Source organism: Spinactinospora alkalitolerans (assembly GCF_013408795.1).
GTDB classification, from domain to species: Bacteria; Actinomycetota; Actinomycetes; order Streptosporangiales; family Streptosporangiaceae; genus Spinactinospora; species Spinactinospora alkalitolerans.
In genome coordinates, this window is sequence record NZ_JACCCC010000001.1 from 3,650,157 (window position 1) to 3,666,215 (window position 16,059).

15 protein-coding genes are annotated in these 16,059 nt (G+C 72.4%); 11 read left to right on the plus strand and 4 right to left on the minus strand.

What is annotated here, in order from left to right:
• Positions 1-60: 60 nt before the first annotated feature.
• The 3 genes from HDA32_RS16180 to HDA32_RS16190 form a co-directional block, all read right to left on the minus strand.
• The gene (locus tag HDA32_RS16180; RefSeq protein WP_179643984.1) at positions 61-1,434 is read right to left on the minus strand and encodes an outer membrane protein assembly factor BamB family protein; all 1,374 of its coding nucleotides are present in this window, start codon (positions 1,432-1,434) and stop codon (positions 61-63) included.
• A 167-nt stretch (positions 1,435-1,601) separates the two neighbouring features.
• Positions 1,602-3,071 (minus strand): MFS transporter, encoded by a 1,470-nt coding sequence (locus HDA32_RS16185; protein ID WP_312863204.1) that lies wholly within the window; start codon positions 3,069-3,071, stop codon positions 1,602-1,604.
• 529 nt (positions 3,072-3,600) lie between these two features.
• The gene (locus HDA32_RS16190; RefSeq protein ID WP_179643986.1) at positions 3,601-4,524 is read right to left on the minus strand and encodes a LysR family transcriptional regulator; all 924 of its coding nucleotides are present in this window, start codon (positions 4,522-4,524) and stop codon (positions 3,601-3,603) included.
• A gap of 132 nt (positions 4,525-4,656) precedes the next feature.
• Here HDA32_RS16190 and HDA32_RS16195 point away from each other — a divergent pair, with 132 nt between their 5' ends.
• From HDA32_RS16195 to HDA32_RS16230, 9 genes are all read left to right on the plus strand, one after another.
• Positions 4,657-6,018, plus strand: coding sequence for a CitMHS family transporter (locus HDA32_RS16195; RefSeq protein WP_179643987.1), 1,362 nt, complete (start codon positions 4,657-4,659; stop codon positions 6,016-6,018).
• A 43-nt stretch (positions 6,019-6,061) separates the two neighbouring features.
• Entirely contained in the window at positions 6,062-7,414 is a 1,353-nt protein-coding gene (locus tag HDA32_RS16200; RefSeq protein ID WP_179643988.1) for an acyclic terpene utilization AtuA family protein, read from the plus strand.
• Positions 7,411-7,755 carry an AtuA-related protein gene (locus HDA32_RS16205; protein WP_179643989.1) on the plus strand — a complete coding sequence of 115 codons (345 nt, stop codon included), beginning with the start codon at positions 7,411-7,413 and terminating at the stop codon, positions 7,753-7,755. Before HDA32_RS16200 ends, HDA32_RS16205 begins: the two co-directional genes overlap by 4 nt.
• Before the next feature lie 390 nt (positions 7,756-8,145).
• Entirely contained in the window at positions 8,146-9,729 is a 1,584-nt protein-coding gene (locus HDA32_RS16210) for a glycoside hydrolase family 10-like protein (RefSeq protein ID WP_179643990.1), read from the plus strand.
• 12 nt (positions 9,730-9,741) lie between these two features.
• The gene (locus tag HDA32_RS30260; RefSeq protein ID WP_218882495.1) at positions 9,742-10,209 is read left to right on the plus strand and encodes an asparaginase domain-containing protein; all 468 of its coding nucleotides are present in this window, start codon (positions 9,742-9,744) and stop codon (positions 10,207-10,209) included.
• Entirely contained in the window at positions 10,131-10,784 is a 654-nt protein-coding gene (locus HDA32_RS31465) for an asparaginase domain-containing protein (RefSeq protein WP_312863205.1), read from the plus strand. Before HDA32_RS30260 ends, HDA32_RS31465 begins: the two co-directional genes overlap by 79 nt.
• Positions 10,781-11,659: a polysaccharide deacetylase family protein gene (locus HDA32_RS16220; protein ID WP_179643991.1), complete on the plus strand. Its 879-nt coding sequence runs from the start codon at positions 10,781-10,783 to the stop codon at positions 11,657-11,659. Before HDA32_RS31465 ends, HDA32_RS16220 begins: the two co-directional genes overlap by 4 nt.
• Before the next feature lie 412 nt (positions 11,660-12,071).
• Positions 12,072-13,472: an FAD-dependent oxidoreductase gene (locus HDA32_RS16225; protein WP_179643992.1), complete on the plus strand. Its 1,401-nt coding sequence runs from the start codon at positions 12,072-12,074 to the stop codon at positions 13,470-13,472.
• Positions 13,473-13,568: 96 nt separating this feature from the next.
• The gene (locus tag HDA32_RS16230; protein ID WP_179643993.1) at positions 13,569-13,874 is read left to right on the plus strand and encodes a hypothetical protein; all 306 of its coding nucleotides are present in this window, start codon (positions 13,569-13,571) and stop codon (positions 13,872-13,874) included.
• Positions 13,875-13,953: 79 nt separating this feature from the next.
• Here HDA32_RS16230 and HDA32_RS16235 read toward each other — a convergent pair whose 3' ends face one another.
• Positions 13,954-14,466 carry a hypothetical protein gene (locus tag HDA32_RS16235; RefSeq protein WP_179643994.1) on the minus strand — a complete coding sequence of 171 codons (513 nt, stop codon included), beginning with the start codon at positions 14,464-14,466 and terminating at the stop codon, positions 13,954-13,956.
• A 439-nt stretch (positions 14,467-14,905) separates the two neighbouring features.
• On the opposite strand from HDA32_RS16235, the gene HDA32_RS16240 reads away from it, so the two are divergent.
• Both HDA32_RS16240 and HDA32_RS16245 read left to right on the plus strand, forming a co-directional pair.
• Entirely contained in the window at positions 14,906-15,298 is a 393-nt protein-coding gene (locus HDA32_RS16240) for a hypothetical protein (RefSeq protein ID WP_218882496.1), read from the plus strand.
• Positions 15,286-15,837, plus strand: coding sequence for a hypothetical protein (locus HDA32_RS16245; protein WP_179643995.1), 552 nt, complete (start codon positions 15,286-15,288; stop codon positions 15,835-15,837). Before HDA32_RS16240 ends, HDA32_RS16245 begins: the two co-directional genes overlap by 13 nt.
• Positions 15,838-16,059: the final 222 nt, after the last annotated feature.

Consider the following 16,059-nt stretch of genomic DNA (forward strand, 5'->3'; position numbering starts at 1 on the left):
CTTGACCATCGGGCACCCTTCGCCATGTCCGCCACCTCCTCAAACATCGGACTCACTCATCTAGCCGATGGCTACGGCCCCGGGGCCGTAGGCGTTCGAGGGAAGCACGTGGATGCGGTGGTCGCGCCAGATCAGGGCCGCGTCCTCGACGGCCGGACCGATGTCGGGCTCCTCAAGGGGAGGGCTGAGCGGTTCGAGTTCGCCACCGGAGACGGGGGCCGTGTAGAGCTGCGGGGCGCGCGTGGAGAAGCAGATGGCCTCCTTGCCCCGGGCCATCAGGATCAGCCGGTCGTCCTCGACCGCGACCACCCGCACCTGGCCCGCGGGCGACCCTTCCACCTCGCGTTCCTTCTCGCCCGAGCGCAGGTCGTAGCCGAACACGGTGCTGGTGCAGTCTCCGCTGTTCTCGACCACCCACAGCAGCCCGTTCTCGACCAGCGTATCGGGGCGGTTGTCGGAGAACGTCGTGCCCCGGACACTGTCAGGACGCAGGTTCGCACCGTCGACGACGAAGCGGCGGGTCCCGTCGTCGTCGAAGCCGGCGATCTCCACATCGCTCAGGTCCGTCATCACTCCGAGGACGATCGGGTCGGTGGCCAGCACGGTCGAGTACTGGCCGGCCTCCTGGCGCGTCTCGGGGCGCTCGACGCGGAACGCCCCGGTTTCGCGGCCCTCCTCGGCATCGATCAGCCGAACGCCGAGGGGGCCGGTCCCGATTCCGCAGTCGGCCACGGCGACGACGGTCTCCCCGTCTCGGGCACGCACGTCGCCGACCGGGCACCGCCGGGCACCGGTGCCCTCGACCTCGAATCCGCCGCGTTCCCACCTGGTGCGGCCTGAGTGCAGGTCCAGTGCCACGAGCTCACCCACGACGGCCACGACCACGCTCGATCCCGCGACGGCCGGATGCGACTCCATGGGCTCCTTCTCCGTGACGCCTTCGCCGAGCAGGTGCCTTCGAGTCCACAGCCGCTCGCCGTTGCGCAGGTCGACGCCCACGGCCGTGTCGCACGGCCGGTCGGTCCCGTGTGCGGGCCCTTCGGATGCGCTGTACGACGCATCGCTGCGGACCATCACCACGCCGACCCCTTCGGAGGTCTCCTCGCTCATGGCGCACAGACCGTCCTCCGTCGGCATCGACCACCGCACCGCGCCGTCATCGGCGGCATAGCCGAACAGGCCGTTCACATCGACGCGCACGATCAGCCCGTCCATCACCCACGATCCGACGAGGTCCGATGGCTCCGTGCCGTCCTCCGGGGCCTCACTGCGCCACACCACGCGTCCGTCGACCTCCGGAGAGGACACGTACTCGCCGCTGCGCACCCCCACCGCGGCGACCACGCCGACGACGGCCAACGGCACGACCAGGCAGCCGATGATCCCGCACGTGACCGCGCCTCCTCTTCTGTCGGTCCCCGTCTCCTCGCCCATGGCTCTCCCTCGGTCGTCGCGTGCTGCGAAGTCGATTCCAGCAGACTCCAGCAGACGAGGAGGCGGGCGGCATCCGACTGGATACCCAATCGGGGGAGGCGGGAGTACTCAGTGGCGCGGCGGTCCCGCCCGCACACCGTCCGGCACGGCGGAGTCGCACCCTGCCGCTAGCAGCGGGTCTTCTCCGCTTCCGCCGGGTGCGGGGCCGACTCCTCGGCGGCGCGGTCCGGACGGGCCCGCACCAGCGGCACCAGGAGCAGGGCGAGGACCCCGAGCAGCGCGCTCACGCCGAAGTCGGCCACGAACGCCCCCCGCACCGGGTAGAGCTCCCCCGCCGGCGTCCCCAGGACCAGCACGGCCGCCGCCACCTGCGCCGCGACCGCCATGGAGATGTGGCGGACGATGGTGTTGACGCCGTTGGCCGCGCCCAGGTCCCGCACCGGAACGGCCTCGGAGATGAGCATCGGCAGCACGGCGAACGCGGTGCCGCCGCCGATGCCCATGACCGCGGCGCCCACCAGGATCGCGACCGGCTGCGCACCGCCGGCGGCCAGCACCACCAGGCCCGCGGCCGTCGCGACCGCGCCCACCACGAGCGGGGGCCGCATCCCGAACCGGGCGACGGCGCGGCCGGTCAGCGGGCCGGCGAGCATGGTGGCGATCGCGGCGGGCAGCATGAACAGCCCTGCCTGGGAGACGCCGACGCCCAGGCCGACGCCGCCCTCGGCCGGCATCTGCACGACCTGCGGGATGAGCAGGAACGACGTCGCCTGACCCACGGTCACCAGGCAGGCCGTCAGGTTGGCCACCCAGACGTTGCGCCGGCGCATCAGCGCCAGGTCGATCAGCGGATCGCGGATCCGCTGCTCGACCAGCACCAGGACCACCAGGGCCAGGACACCCGCACCGAACAGCCCCAGGACCGGAGCCGAGGCCCAGCCCCAGTCCGCGCCCTTGCTGATCGCGGTGAGCATCCCGCCCAGGGAGGCGGCCAGCAGCAGCGCGCCGCCCCAGTCGACCCGGCCCGAGCCGCTGCCCAGGGTGCCGGGCACGAAGACCGCGATGCCGACCAGCGAGACGACCGTCATGCCCGCCGTGCCCCAGAAGAGGCCCTGGTAGCCCAGGTGGTCGGCCACCAGCCCGCCCACCGGCAGGCCCAGCGCGCCGCCGAGCCCGAACATGGAGCTGATCAGCCCCATCCCGAACGCGGCCCGGTCGCGCGGGAGGTGCTGGCCGAGGATGGCGAAGGACAACGGGAAGACCCCGCCGGCCGTGCCCATGATCACCCGCCCGGCGACGACCGCGCCCAGCGAGCCGCCGACCGCCGCGACCACCGAGCCGACCCCGAACAGCGCGAGCACCGCGAGGAGCACCGGCTTCTTGCCGAAGAGGTCCCCCAGCCTGCCCGCCACCACGGTCAGCGCGGCCGAGGAGACGAAGAATCCGGTGATCACCCAGGTCACATCGCCTGCGTCGGCACCGGTGGCCGCCTGGATCTGCGGCACGACCGGGACGATGGTGGTCTGGGCCACGGCATAGGTCAGCCCGCCGAAGACCAGCGGGGCGATGACGCGGGCCGAGGAAGAGGTGGTGGAACCGCCGGAGGTGGTGGTGGGACTGTCGGAAGATGGCGACACGCCGCTCCTGCTCTTTCGTCGCGCCGGAAGTAAACAATGCTTACATCCTCTCAATGGATGAAAGCCGACGCACATCCGGCTGCCGATCTCCGGAAGCGGAACGGACGCCGATCGGTCACGGCCGGTAGCGTGGCGGCATGCGTACGGTGACGCCGTGAACGCGGGACGGCACCGCGGTTTCGGTCCGGCGCTCAAGGCGGCGGCGTGCGTTCAGTCTTTGGATTGGGGCTCAAACCCTGTGGCCGGTGTCTCACGCCCTCGGTGGCCGGGATGCCTGGGCGCGGTGGCCCGCCGCCTTGGGCGCGCGCCGAAACCCCGGTTGCGTCCTGGCGCCCGCGGTGGCGGCGTGGGCGGCGCGGCGCCGGTGCGATCCCTGTGGGGGCCTTCGGCCACGCGAGAGGATCGCCCGGTCACCGCGGATCCCTCCTTCGGCCGGGGCCACAAGACCCCCGGTGGCCGAGGGTAAAACTCAAGATCAAGATCGGCGAGAAAACCACCGCCCGCCCGACACGGCTTCTGCAGACCTCGGTCAGACCCACCGGACGTCGTCGGGCAGGGGGCGGTCGTCGGCCTTGAGCCCGCGCAGCAGGTCGAGGAAGCGGGCGGCGGCGGGGGTCGGGCTGCGGTGCGCCGGCAGCACCACGCTGAGCCGCCGGTCGACGACCGGGTCGGTGAGCGGGAGGTGGGCGTGGTCGGCGAAGCTCATCAGCACCCGGACCAGCGCGGGCAGCGCCGAGACGCCCAACCCGGCGGCCAGCAGGCCGCCGACGGTGGAGACGTTGCCCGCCTCGATGACCCCGGCGGGGCGCACGTCGGCCGCAGCGAACGCGCGGTCGGTGAGGGTGCGGACGCTGGAGTCGGCGCCGATGGCGATGAACTGCAGCCCGTCAAAGTCCGACCAGCGGAGGGCCGGGTCGCCGGCGCGGGCGTGCCGGGCGGGCAGCACGGCGAAGAACCGGTCCTCGACCAGCGGCCACGACCGCAGGCCGCCGGGGAGGCGGTGCGCGATCGTGATGGCGAGGTCGGCCGCGCCCGACTCGACCCGCCGCAGCGCGAGGTCGGACATCCCGTCCAGGATGCGCACGCCGATGCCGGGTTGGCGGGCGCGGAACTCGGCGATGACCGGCGGCAGCAGCACGGCGGCGATCGAGGGCAGCGTCGCTACGGTCACGCCGCCCCGCTCACCGGCGAGGTAGCGCTCCAGCCGGGTCATCTCGGCGCGGTGCGCCGTGAGCACCCGCTCGGCGACCAGCAGCAGTTCCTCGCCCTCGGGCGTGCGCCGGATGCTGCGGGTGGTGCGGTCGAACAGCCGGACGCCGAGGATCCGCTCCAGTTCCAGCACGGTCCGGCTGAGCGAGGACTGCGCCACCCGCAGCTCGCGCGCTGCCGCCGTGAAGCTCTCCGCCCGGGCGACGGCGGCGTAGGCCTCCAGTTGGCGCAGCGACAGATTCATGCGATCAGAGCATAGTTTATTGCGATATCGATGTTGGACAAGCAATAAACAACGGCGGCAGCATGGACGGCCAACGGCCCCGTGATCCGGCTCACACCCCAGGGCCGGCCCGTCCTACGGAGGAGGATGCCGATGCTGACCGTCATGGGATTCGCGACGATCGTCGCCGTGCTGGGCCTGCTGCTGTCCAACCGGGTCAGCGCGGTGGTCGCGCTCATCGGCGTCCCCGTGCTGGCCGCGTTCGCCGCAGGCTTCTCCCCGGCCGAGGTCGGCGAGTTCGTCGGCGCGGGCCTGAGTGGTGTGGCCGGGACGGCGGCGATGTTCGTCTTCGCCATCCTCTACTTCGGCGTCATGCGCGACGCCGGCCTGTTCGACCCGATCATCCGGCGCGTGCTGGGGTTCGCTGGGAGCAACCCGGTGACGATCGCGATCGCCACGGTGGTACTGGCCATGGCCGCCCACCTGGACGGCGCCGGCGCCACCACCTTCCTCATCACCATCCCGGCCATGATCCCCCTCTACGACGCCCTCGGGATGCGCCGGCTGGTGCTGGCGGCCCTGACCGGTCTGGGTGCGGGCATCATGAACCTGGTGCCGTGGGGCGGCCCGACCGCCCGCGCCGCGACCGCGACGGGCATCGACGCCAACGAGATCTGGGTGCCGCTGATACCGGCCCAGGCGGTCGGCGCCGTCGCCTGCGTCGCGATCGCCTACCTCCTGGGCCGGCGCGAGAAGGCGCGGATCGCCGGCGCCAGGCCCGTCGCCGCCACCGCGGGAGGGGGCGGCGTCGGGCGCGCCGACGCGATCGCCTCCCCCGGTGCGGCCTCGTCCGATGCCGGCGGCGCCCCCGACGAGGGGCTGCGCCGGCCCGGACTGTTCTGGGTGAACGTCGCGCTGACGCTGGCCGCCGTCGCCGTGCTGATCTCCGGGCTGCTGCCGCCGGAGCTGGTGTTCATGCTGGCGCTGGTGGTCGCGCTGGTGGTCAACTATCCCGGTCTGAAGAACCAGACCGACCGCGTCAACGCCCACGCCCAGGGCGCGATCCTCATGGCCAGCACCCTGCTCGCCGCCGGCGTGTTCCTCGGCATCATGGAGGAGAGCGGCATGATCGACGGCATGGCCCGGGCCATGACCGCCGCCATGCCCGACGCGCTCGGCCCCGGGCTGCCCCTGCTCGTCGGCGTCCTGGCGGTTCCGCTGAGCCTGCTGTTCGGCCCGGACGCCTACTACTTCGCCGTTCTGCCGGTGCTGACCGCGGTCGGGGACGCGTTCGGCGTCTCGTCGCTGAGCCTCGCCCAGGCCTCGGTGGTGGGCGAGGAGACGGTCGGCTTCCCGATCAGCCCGCTCACCGGTTCGTTCTACCTGCTCACCGGCTTGTCCGGGGTGTCGATCGGATCGCACATCCGGTTCCTGCTGCCGTGGGCCTGGCTGGTGAGCCTGGTGGTGCTGGCCGCCGCCGCACTGACCGGGGCCATACCGCTGTGGGCCGGCTGAGCCCGCCCGCAGCACCGCATCGATCATCTTGGAGGAATGAGCATTGAACACGACGGGGGCCCGGATCGGCTGCGGAGCGGGGTTCGCGGCCGACCGGATAGAGCCGGCGGTCGACCTGGTCGAGCGCGGGCGGCTGAACGCCATCGCACTGGAGTGCCTGGGCGAACGCACCGTTTCCCTGGCCGCCCTGCGGCGGCTGGCCGATCCCGGCGGCGGCTTCGACCCGATGCTGGCCAAACGGGTGCGGCCGCTGCTGGAGCCGCTGGCCCGCACCGGCACCCGGCTCGTCACCAACGCCGGCGCGGCCAACCCGCTGGCCGCGGCCCGCATGGTGCGCGGCCTCGGCGCGGACTCGGGGGTCCGCACGTCCGTGGCCGCCGTGGTCGGTGACGACGTCCTCGACCGCCTCGACCTGTCCGCGCCCGCGTGGGAGGACGGCCGGCCGCTGCGGGAGCACGGCGAGATCGTGTCGGCCAACGCCTACATCGGCGTCGACGCGATCCTGCCGGCCCTGGAGACCGGTGCCGGGGTCGTCATCACGGGGCGGGCGGCCGATCCCTCCCTGTTCCTCGCGCCCCTCATGCACGAGCTGGGCTGGGACCCCGCGGACCGGGACCGCATGGCGGCCGGGACGCTCATCGGGCACCTGCTGGAGTGCGCGGGCCAGGTGACCGGCGGCTACTTCGCCGATCCCGGGCCCAAGCCGGTGCCCGGCCTGGCCCGCCTGGGCTACCCGCTGGCCGAGGTCGGCGCCGACGGCACCGCCGTCATCACCAAACTGCCCGGCACCGGGGGCCGGGTCGACCGCATGACCGTGGTCGAGCAGTTGACCTACGAGGTGACCGACCCGCACGCCTACCTCACCCCCGACGTGGCGCTGGACATGACCGGCGTCGGCGTCACCGATCTGGGCGGCGACCGGGTCGGCGTGGGCGGGGCGCGCGGCCGCGCCCGCCCCGAGCGGCTCAAGGTCAGTGTCGGCTACCGGGCCGGCTTCCGCGGGGAGGGCGAGATCTCCTACGCGGGTCGGGGTGCGCTGGAACGCGCCCGGCTCGCCGCCGACGTGGTCCGCGAACGCCTCTCCGGCGCGCTCCCCCGGCTGCGCGTGGACATAGCCGGCCTGAACTCCCTGCACGGCGACGCGCTCGCCGAAGGCGGCGAGCCCTACGAATGCCGGCTGCGGGTGGCCGGGCTGGCCGGCGACCTCGCCACGGCCGAGATCGTCGGCGAGGAGGTCAGCGCGCTCTACACCTCCGGCCCGGCCGGCGGCGGCGGGGTGCGGGCGGCCGCCACCGAGGTCATCGGGGTGCTCTCCAGCACCGTCGCCCGGGAGCAGGTGCACACCGAGGTCGTGGTCATGGACGACACGGACGACAGGGAGGAGCAGGGCGCATGAAGGTCCGGCTGTACGACATCGCCCACGCCCGCGCCGGCGACAAGGGCAACCTCAACACCATCGCCCTCATCCCCTACGACCCCGCGTGGTATCCGGCGCTGTGCGCGGCCGTGACCCCGCGGCGCGTCGCCGAGCACCTGTCCGACCGCGTCTCCGGCGAGGTGGTCCGGCACCGCCTCGACAACGTGCACGCGCTGATCTTCGTCTGCCCGCGCGCCGGCGACGACACGGTCACCACCTCGCTGCACCTGGACACCCACGGCAAGAGCCTGGGGTCGGCGCTGCTGGAGCTGACCATCGAGACCGCCGGCCCGGCCGACGGAACCGCCGGTTCCCGCTGACGCCGGTCCGGCACCGCCGCGGGGCCGCCCGATCGCGGCGGCCCCGCTGCCCGCCGTCCGGAGAGCGGGGCCGCGCGGCCGCCGGTCGCGGCCGGTGTGCGCGCGGAGCCGGACGGGTTTCTTCGTTTCCGGCGGTTCTTCACCCGGAAGGCCGGGATCGGCAAAGGGAGTCCCAGGTACGGCCGACACGCGAAGGGCCCTTGCAATTTCGGGTTGATTTCTGAAAGTTTCCTTCTAAGTGAGACGTGGCTCACATGGCCCCACCGCCTTCCAAGAGCCCGCACACCTCGGAAGGGACCTGCGTTGACCAGACACCGCCGAGAACCCGGAGCCCCGCCGGCTCCGGGCCACACCCCCCACCCGACCCCCAGGACGACCGGACCCCGCCGGATGCTGCGCGCGCTCTCGGGCGCGCTGGCCGCGCTGCTCGCCGGATCGCTGGTCACCGCGCCGCCGGCGCGGGCGGCATCGGCCGAGGCGCCCGAGTCCGCCCCCGAGCGGTGCGCCCCCGACCGCGGGATGCCCGACAAGCGGCAGATGCGCGCGGTGTGGATCGCCGGCGTGGTGAACATCGACTGGCCCAGCGCCAAGGGCCTCGACGTCCAGACCCAGAAGGCCGAGCTGACCAGGCTCTACGACGAGGCCGTCGCCCACGGCCTGAACGCGGTCTTCGTGCAGATCCGCCCGACCGCCGACGCGTTCTGGCCCTCTCCCTACGAGCCGTGGTCGGAATGGCTCACCGGCAGGCAGGGCGCCGATCCCGGCTACGACCCGCTGGAGTTCGCGATCGCCGAGGCCCATAAGCGCAACCTGGAGTTCCACGGCTGGTTCAACCCCTACCGGGTGGCGATGCACGGCGACCCCGGCCGGCTGGTCCGCGACCACCCGGCCCGGCGCAACCCCGACTGGACCTTCGAATACGGCGGGCGCCTCTACTACGACCCGGGCATCCCGGAGGCCCGCTCCTTCGTGCAGGACGCGATGATGCACGCGGTCGAGAACTACGACATGGACGGCGTGCACTTCGACGACTACTTCTACCCCTATCCGGTGAGCGGCGAGGCGATACCGGACCGCGACACCTACGCCGCCCACGGGGGCGGCTTCGACGACATCGGCGACTGGCGCCGCAACAACGTCAACCTCCTGGTCAAGGAGATGGGCGAGCGGATCGAGGCCGTCAAGCCGCACGTGAAGTTCGGGATCAGCCCGTTCGGGATCTGGCGCAACGCCGACAGCGACCCGCGCGGCTCCGACACCGGTGGCCTGGAGTCCTACGACGACATCTACGCCGACTCCCGCAAGTGGGTGCGCGAGGGGTGGCTGGACTACATCAACCCGCAGGTCTACTGGGAGATCGGCCTGAAGGTCGCCGACTACGCCGAACTCGTCCCGTGGTGGGCCGACGTGGTCGAGGGTACCGGCGTGCACCTCTACATCGGGCAGGCCGCCTACAAGGTGGGCAACCCGGGCGCGTGGTCGGACCCGCGGGAGCTGAGCAGGCACCTCACCTTCAACCGCGACCACCCCGAGGTCGACGGCGACGTCTACTTCAGCGCGACCCCGCTGCGGACCAACGCGGCCGGGGCGATGCGGATCGTGACCGAGGACCACTACGCCCACCCGGCCCTGGTCCCGGTCAAGGACGACCTCGGCGGCAGCGCGCCGCCGGCGCCGGTGATCACCGGCGCCGCGCGCACCGACGGCGGCACGGAGCTGCGGATCCGCGCGCGGCCGGGCGACGAGCCGACCTACTACGCGGTGTACCGGTTCGACGGCGCGCCCGACCCGCGGCGGCAGTTGTGCGGGCTGGGCGACCCGCGCACCATGGTGGGAACGGTGCGCGTCGACGGCACGGTGACCTCGTTCACCGACACCGGCGCCGACGCCTCCGATCCGCACACCTACTACGTCACCGCGCTGGACCGGCTGCACCACGAGAGCCGCCCGAGTCCGCCGCGCCACCTGCGCTGAACGGAGGCGACGATGAGCACGGTCCACCTCGTGGCGACCGGCGGCACCATCGCCAGCCGCAGCGGGAGCGGCGGCCGCCGCGCGGCGGTGCCGGGGGCCGAGCTGCTCGCCCGGACCGGGGTGCCGCGCGGGGTCGACGTGCGCGTGACCGACGCGGCGACGGTGGGCAGCTTCGCCTGGCGGTCCGAGGAGCTGACCGCCCTGCTCGGCCGGATCCGCGCGGCGCTGGCCGAAGGCGCCGACGCGGTCGTGGTCACGCACGGCACCGACACCATGGAGGAGGTCTCCTTCCTGGCCGGGCTGGTGCACGACGATCCGCGGCCGGTGGTGTTCACCGGGGCCCAGCGCGCGTTCGACGATCCGGCGCCGGACGGCCCCGCGAACCTGGGGACGCGATCGCGGTGGCGGCCGCCCCCTGCGCCCGGGACCGCGGCGTCCTGCTCTGCTTCGACGGCCACGTCTACGCCGCACGCGGCGTGACCAAGGTGGACAGCCTCGCCGCGCACGCCTTCGACGCGCCCGGCCGGGGCCCGGTGCTGCGGGTCGCGGAGGGCGCCGTGATCCCGCTGGTGCCGCGGTCGCGGCCGCCCGCGCTGCCGCTGACGCCCGACGGCCTCGTCCTGCCCAGGGTCGACGTGCTGCCGCTCTACGTCGGTGCGGACGCCGCCCTGCTGCGCGCGGCGCTGGAGGCCGGTGCCCGCGGGCTGGTGCTGGCGGCGTTCGGCGCGGGCAACGCCACCCCCGCGGTCACCGATGCGGTGCGCGACGCGGTGGCCGGCGGGGTGGCGGTGCTGGTCTGCTCCAGGGTGCCGGCGGGGCCGGTCCTTCCGCTGTACACCGGGGGCGGCGGAGCGGATCTGGAGCGGGCCGGAGCGCTCTTCGGCGCGGACCTGAGCCCGTGGCAGGGGCGCATGCTGCTCGCCGCGGCCATCGCCGCCCGGCCCTCGGCCCCGGAGTCCGCGGTCGGCGACTGGCTGGCCGCGGCGCCGCGCCCCGCCGACGCGCCCGGCACCGATCGGGTCGGCGCACCTTCGACCGGTCAGGAGGGACCATGAGCAAGGAGATCCTCGTCGCCTACGGGGTGGACGTCGACGCCGTCGGGGGGTGGCTGGGCTCCTACGGCGGCCAGGACTCCCCCGACGACATCTCCCGGGGGATGTTCGCGGGCGAGGTCGGGGTCCCGCGGATGCTGGAGCTGTTCCGGCGCAACGACATGACCCAGACGTTCTTCTGGCCGGGGCACTCGGTGGAGACCTTCCCCGAGGAGTTCGACGCCTGCGTGGCCGCCGGTCACGAGATCGGCGTGCACGGCTACTCCCACGAGAACCCGATCGCGATGAGCCGCGAGCAGGAGATCGAGGTGCTCGACCACTGCGTCGACCTCATCGCGCGCCGCAGCGGGCGGGCGCCGACCGGCTACGTCGCGCCGTGGTGGGAGTTCAGCAGGATCACCAACGAGCTGCTGCTGGACCGGGGGATCCGCTACGACCACTCCTTGATGCACCGGGACTTCGAGCCCTATTACGTGCGGGTCGGCGACTCCTGGACCAAGATCGACTACGACCGGCCGGCGCGCGAGTGGATGAAGCCGCTGGTGCGCGGCGAGGAGACCGACCTGATCGAGATCCCGGCGAACTGGTACCTCGACGACCTGCCGCCGATGATGTTCGTCAAGACCAGTCCGAACAGCCACGGCTTCGTCAACCCCCGCGACATCGAGCAGATGTGGCGTGACCAGTTCGACTGGGTGTACCGGGAGCACGACTACGCCGTGTTCACGATGACCGTGCACCCGGACGTGTCCGGTCGCCCGCAGGTGCTGCTCATGCACGAGCGGCTGATCGAGCACATCGGCTCCCACGACGGCGTCCGGTGGGCCACCTTCGACGAGATCGCGACCGACTTCGCCCGCCGCAGCCCCCGTCGTTGAGGCGGCGGGCCCGTCCCGCCGATCTCGACCCGGGCCTCTTGCGGAGCAGGGCGGGCCCTTGAATCGGCGGCTCGCCGGCCACCCGTGCGCGGCCGCGGCCGCGCACGGGCAAATCAGATCCTTATGTTCCGCCCAAAGGAACACGACAGGGAACAGGACTCCGGCAGCCCCTCGTTCCGCTCCGCGGCGCCGATCGGCCGCTCCGGCCACCTCAGCGCTTTCCTCAGGAACTCTACTGGGATGTCTTGACGTTCCAGGGCGACTGCTGCCATCGTCAAGAGAAAGGACTGTGTTCCTGCAAGCGAAACACTGATCCATCGATCGCCGAAGGGTGAGGCATGCGAAGGCTCATCGGAGCGGCGGCCGCCGCCGCGCGGGCGTCGGCCCCGGACCGGCCCGAGGGGGTCCGCCCGTGACCCGGGAGCAGGGAGGCGCCGAAGCGCCGGAGGAGGGCGCCGTCGACCTGGTCGTGGCCGGCGCCGGCGGCGGGCTCGCCGGCGCGCTGCGCGCCGCCGAAGCCGGGCTGGACGTCGTCGTGGTCGAGGCCGACGAGGCGTTCCGCCGCGGCAACAACACCTCCATGTCCACCGCGATGATCCCCGGGGCTGGGACCCGCTGGCAGCGGGCCGCCGGTGTCGACGACTCCGCCGAGTCCTTCCTCTCCGACGTGCTGGCCAAGACGCACGGCGAGGCCGACCTCACGCTGGCCACCGCCCTCACCGGCTTCAGCGCCGAACTCGTCACCTGGCTCGCCGACGGCCTCGGCCTGCCGATGGAGCTGGCCACCGACATCTCCTACCCGGGCCACTCGGTGACGCGCTGCCACACCGTCCCCTCCCGGACCGGCGCCGAACTGCTGGACCACCTGGTGGCCCGCACCCGCCGACACCCGCGCGTCGACTTCCTGACGCCGGCCCGGCTGGTGGAGGCCCGCACCGGCGACGGCCGGGTGCGCGCGGCCGTCGCGCAGTACCCCGACGGGACCCGCGAGGAGATCCCGACCCGGGCGCTGCTGCTGGCCACCAACGGCTACGGCGCCGACGCCGACGCGGTGCGCCGGCTGATGCCCGAGATCGCCGGCGCCGTCTACCACGGCGGCGAGCACTCCCGCGGCGACGCCCTGCGCATCGGCCGGGCCCTCGGGGCCGCCACCGGCTACCTCGACGCCTACCAGGGCCACGCCGCCCTGGCGCGCGGCGCCGGGACCCTGGTCGGATGGGCGACGATCATGCACGGCGGCGTGCTGGTCAACGCCGAGGGACGGCGGTTCGGCGACGAGACGGTGGGCTACTCGGAGTACGCGGCGATGCTGGCGGCCCAGCCCGGCGCCACCGGTTGGATCGTCTTCGACGAGCGAGTGCACGAGCTGTGCCTGGCGTTCGGGGACTTCCGCGACACCGTCGAGCAGGGCGCGGTGGTCGGGGCCGACGACGCCGACGGGCTCGCCGCGCGCTGCGGGCTGCCCGCCGACCGGCTCGCCGACACCCTCGCCGAGGCCGCCCGGCACGCCGAGGGGGCGACCGCCGACGCCTTCGGGCGCGGCGGCTGGGAAGCGCCGCTGCGCCCGCCCTACCGGGCGGTGCGCGTCGAACCCGCGCTCTTCCACACCCAGGGCGGCCTCGCCGTCGACGGCGGCGCCCGGGTGCTGCGCGAGGACGGCTCCCCCGTCGCCGGGCTGTACGCCTCCGGCGGTGCGGCCATCGGCATCTCCGGCCACGGAGCGGGCGGCTACCTCGCGGGCAACGGCCTGCTGCCGGCCCTCGGCCTGGCCGTGCTGGCCGCCGATCAGTGCCGGGACGGCGTCCCCGCGTAGCGGGCCGCCCGAGGGCGGTCAGCGTGCTCCGGGGGCACTGCCCTGCGGCGGGAGGCCGACGGCGCCGAGCCGTTCCATGAGGTTCTGCCGGGTCGAATGGCAGCGGTCGGTTCCGAAGAATTCGCCGTCCAGGATGAGGTGATCACCGCATTCCCGGACGGCTTCCCGCGTTTCCCGCACGTCAGGGCACTGGGCGGCCAGCACGTCGATGTAGCGGTGGCAGGCGGAGCGGCTGATGCTTGTTATCCCCGGCCGGATTCTCAGCCGAGGTGGCTCGCGGTAGTGGCGCAGAATGGGCACGGCCTGCTCGCGGCAGCTCAGAGCGCGGGTATTCGCTCGAATGCCGCGGCGGCGGCGCTCATCGGCCGGCAGACGCGGAGCCCGCAGAACCGGCTTTCCTGACCGGAGGCGGTCAACCCCTTTTCGGGATCTTCACTCTCCGAATCCAGGTAGATACGATTCGTCGGGCAGTGGCATTTCCTCAGTGAGCGGGGTGCTCGTATAGGCGCAGGGTGAGGGCGGCTCGGACCATCGGGCCGATCCCGGAAGGGCCGAAGGCGACCATGCGCAGGGTTGTCCAGCGGCTGGTCGACACCGAGGCGGCGCGTTCGCCCGGGCAGCGCAGCAGGGAAAGCAGGTTATTGCGGGTTCGGTTGTCGATGTGCATGCGGCCGCAGCAGACCGCGGAGGAGGCGCGGATCGGGGTGTGGATGTCGGCCCCGGCCTTGCCGTAGCCGCCATCGGCCGCCACGCCCAGTCCCCGGTGGGCGGCGGCATAGCGTAAGGCGGGCAACGCGTGGATTCGAACGGCATCGAGGTCACAAGACCGATCCCGGCTTGTCATCGGATCCCCACAGCGGCTCTCCACGGATATCGGAGAGGAATCAGACATCGGCGCCGCGGTGGCGGTGTGGCCGGAGCAGAACACATCGGTGCCGCGCTCGGTCTTGTCATCGCAGCGGCGGCCGGCGAAGATCTCGCCGTCCAGGGCCACCCCCCCTTGATCCGGGTCCCCCGGCACGACGCGGCGCGTGGCCGGTATCAGGTGCGTGACGGGCCGAAGCATCGATGCGGGACGCCGCGAAAGCAGCGCAGCGCCGGCATCGCCTGGCCACGGTACGACAGCGCACGCCGACCCGTGCGGCTGCGGCGGCGCTCCCAATACAGCAGCCAGGCGACATAGGCGGACATTTCTCGAGGAACATCAAGGAGGGCAAGGCGGGTAACCACGGGAGCCCTTCACGGCAGTTCGGTGCAGCGGTGGCACCTCACCGCCCACCAGAGGGTTCCACGCCCGTATTCAGGTAAATCAAAGCACCCGCTCCCGCATCTTCCCCGTGCCACTCACTGAGAAAACAGCACAGAGCGAGGGACGCATGCCGAAAGAATACAGAGAAGAAAGCCGAGCATTCCGGTACGGGGTGTCCGCAATCGTGATCGTCGCCCTGTTGGTCGCCGCGGCGTTCGCCTTCGGCGGAGTCCAGCGCATCACCGCGAGTTTCCGCGGCGAGACCGAGGCGATTGAGCGCACCGAGGCGAGCGGGGATTTCCGGATCGCCACCTACGAGGACTTCTTCGGTCTGTGCGAGGCGGTGCAGAACGCCGAAGCGCAGATCGACTCACTGGAGCAGGAGCTGGATACCGACCCGCCGCAGAGCCGGGTCACCCAGATCAACGCCAGCCTCACCGCGATCCGGGCCAACCGGATCGAATCCATCAACGAGTACAACTCCAAGGCCGGACAGGAGCACCGCCAGGCGTTCCAGGATGCCGACCTGCCCGAACGACTCGACCCCGACACAGAGGAGACGACATGCGTCGCCTGACCAAGCAGGTCTTCACCGCCGCGGCGCTGGTGATCGCCGTACTGGGGCTCGCAGCGTGCGAAGCCTCGTCGCGGGAAGAGGAGTCCGATCGGCAGCAGTCCGGCTACGACCAGTTGGTGGCCGGCCAGCCGGCCGAGTCCATGGACTACTCCCCCACCCGCGAGACCATCAACTTCTGGATCGAGACCTGGAGCGAGCCGAACAAGCTCTCCTACGTCTACCTCCAGAACGCGGACGGGGAGATGATCGGCTACTACGTGCTCAAGGGGCTGCCCGTCAGCTATTGCGCGATGCTCACTCCGAACTACGAGATCCTCGATCCTACGCAGGGCGGAGTCTCGGTTCCCGCTCCGGGAATGGACGGGGCGTACTACTCGGGCCAGCAGTGTGACTCCTACTACGGCCAGGACGCGACCACCGGCGCCTATATCGAGTACACGGCCGGAATGGGGATCAACGTCCTGCTGTACGACAAGCCGCTCCCCCGCCAGGACGCCCAACCGCTCGGCCCCACGTCGGTCGGCGACGTGGAGGACTAGCTGTACCGACCACAGAGGCCAGGGACGCTCCGGCCGGGACTTGACAGCAGGAGAGGGCCTCCGACGCAGGTGTGGACCGTCCGGATCAACACCTGAAGAAGGCGAGGAGGCCCTCCACGGCCCACACCACCCACGCCAACGCCCCTTGGCGCCCCGCGGCCGCCTGGGGCTCCGGCCTGCTGCACCGTGGAGGGCGGCTGGAGCCTGCGCCGCGCGGCCCGG

Excerpts from the sequence above, each read along its gene's own strand:
- HDA32_RS16180 (WP_179643984.1), bottom strand. The coding sequence starts at position 1,434 with ATGGGCGAGGAGACGGGGACCGACAGAAGAGGAGGCGCGGTCACGTGC.
- HDA32_RS16230 (WP_179643993.1), top strand. The coding sequence starts at position 13,569 with ATGGCAGCGGTCGGTTCCGAAGAATTCGCCGTCCAGGATGAGGTGATC.
- HDA32_RS16245 (WP_179643995.1), top strand. The coding sequence starts at position 15,286 with ATGCGTCGCCTGACCAAGCAGGTCTTCACCGCCGCGGCGCTGGTGATC.
- HDA32_RS16205 (WP_179643989.1), top strand. The coding sequence starts at position 7,411 with ATGAAGGTCCGGCTGTACGACATCGCCCACGCCCGCGCCGGCGACAAG.
- HDA32_RS30260 (WP_218882495.1), top strand. The coding sequence starts at position 9,742 with ATGAGCACGGTCCACCTCGTGGCGACCGGCGGCACCATCGCCAGCCGC.
- HDA32_RS16220 (WP_179643991.1), top strand. The coding sequence starts at position 10,781 with ATGAGCAAGGAGATCCTCGTCGCCTACGGGGTGGACGTCGACGCCGTC.
- HDA32_RS16190 (WP_179643986.1), bottom strand. The coding sequence starts at position 4,524 with ATGAATCTGTCGCTGCGCCAACTGGAGGCCTACGCCGCCGTCGCCCGG.
- HDA32_RS16210 (WP_179643990.1), top strand. The coding sequence starts at position 8,146 with ATGCTGCGCGCGCTCTCGGGCGCGCTGGCCGCGCTGCTCGCCGGATCG.
- HDA32_RS16195 (WP_179643987.1), top strand. The coding sequence starts at position 4,657 with ATGCTGACCGTCATGGGATTCGCGACGATCGTCGCCGTGCTGGGCCTG.